This is a genomic window from Streptomyces malaysiense, assembly GCF_000980885.2.
Lineage (GTDB): Bacteria > Actinomycetota > Actinomycetes > Streptomycetales > Streptomycetaceae > Streptomyces > Streptomyces malaysiense.
Map to the genome: position 1 here is coordinate 1 of NZ_LBDA02000141.1, position 1,727 is coordinate 1,727.

Here is a 1,727-nt window from a genome sequence, read left to right on the forward strand (position 1 = left end):
ACAGCGACACGCAGATCACCGCCACCGCCCCGGCGGGTTCGGGCTCCGTCTCCGTGACGGTCACCACGCCAGGCGGCACCAGCGACAGCGTCACCTACGGCTACACCATGACGCCGGCACCCACCCTCACGGACCTCGCCCCCCATTTCGGGTCCACCAGCGGCGGCGACACCGTCACCGTCTTCGGCACCAACCTGACCGGCGTCACCGCCGTCCACTTCGACGCCCAGGCCGCCGGCGACATCGTCGTCGTGGGGGATGACCAGATCACGGTGACCACGCCGGCCGGTACCGACACCGTGGTGGTCACCGTCACCACCCCTGGGGGTACCAGCGACCCCGGCGTCGGCAACCCGTACTACACCTACGTGCCGCAGGCCGCCCTCACAAGCCTCGTCCCCGACACCGGCCCCACCACCGGCGGCACCGACGTCACCATCTTCGGCACCGCCCTCACCTACACGGACCAGGTCTTCTTCGGCGCCACACCCGCCAGCTTCGCCGCCATCTCCGACACCGTCGTCCTCGCCACCTCGCCGCCCGGAATCGGGAGCGTTTCCGTCACCGTCCACTCCCCCGGCGGTAACAGCAACTCCCTCACCTACACCTACGAGTAGACGAGCCGCCGCGGTCGAGGTGACGGTTCCGCCATTCAGCCATGCCGTCCATCAAGGGGCTGTTCGGCAGACGTCGCCTCACCCGGAAGGCGGCAGAGCCGTCTCTCAGGCGTGCCCCTGGAACCCGAGGTCCGGCGCAACGACCGGTGGGAATGCCGTCACACCGACGGGTCAGAATCTGCTGAACCCCGGCGACGCGCGGTTTCGGCGCGATGCCGGCCACGGTGGACGTCGCGGCGCCCACGCAGATCACCGTCATACCTCCTGCGGGTTCTGGTCCGGTCACCGTCACGGTGACGACACCGGGTGTTCCAGCAATCCCCTGACGGTGGTCGTCCCGCCCGGGCCGGTGGGCGATGCCGCCGTCCGGGTGACGACGGCCGGAGGGACATCGGGTGCGGTGATCTTCCGGTGGGTCGCGGTCCCGGTCATCCGAACACGGCACAGGCAGCTTCGGGGCTCGCTCACACGATCGGCTGAGTGCCTTGACCCGACCAGGCCTGCCGCATGGCCGACCCGCCCTCGGGTTCCTAGCGTGAGCTTCATCGGTAAAGCAGATGATCCAGGCCAAAGGAGCTGATCGTGAGGCGCAGACGTACTCGTGGCGGGTGGGCCGTCACCTCGGCGGCGCTGGCCGCCGTTCTCGCCGCCGCCGCACCGGCGGCCGCCGCCGCGTCGTCCACCAGCGTCACCGCCTCACCGTCGACGGCGACCGTCGGCGGCTCGGTGCAGCTGACCGCGGCCGTCACCTGCGGTTCCGACCCGAGCGGCGGCCTGGGCATGTCCTTCTTCGACGGGGGCGACCTGCTGACCACCGTGCCGGTGGCGGCCGACGGACAGGCGACGTACACCACGTCGTTCACCACGACGGGCACCCACACCATCACCGCCGCCTACAACGGCAACGAGGCCTGCGACGCGTCCAACAGCACCACGACCGTCCAGGTGTCATCGTCTCCGGCGCCGCCCGACGGCACCCCCGGCCTGTGTCTGCTGGCCTGCGGCAGCCTGATCGGCTTCGTGGTGGGAGACATCCACAACACCGTGAACTTCGGCTGAGGGGGCCGGCCGGGCACCAGGACGCACGAGGGCCTCCCGGGCCCGGTCGTG

At 70.5% G+C, this 1,727-nt stretch carries 2 protein-coding genes; both read left to right on the forward strand.

The window, feature by feature from the left end; all coding sequences use genetic code 11:
* Window positions 1-617 (forward strand): IPT/TIG domain-containing protein (locus tag VT52_RS34260; RefSeq protein WP_206306692.1); only part of this gene is annotated, 617 nt, incomplete at its 5' end.
* A gap of 582 nt (window positions 618-1,199) precedes the next feature.
* On the forward strand, window positions 1,200-1,676 hold the full coding sequence (locus tag VT52_RS34265; RefSeq protein ID WP_240510009.1) for an Ig-like domain-containing protein: 477 nt from the start codon (window positions 1,200-1,202) through the stop codon (window positions 1,674-1,676).
* Window positions 1,677-1,727: the final 51 nt, after the last annotated feature.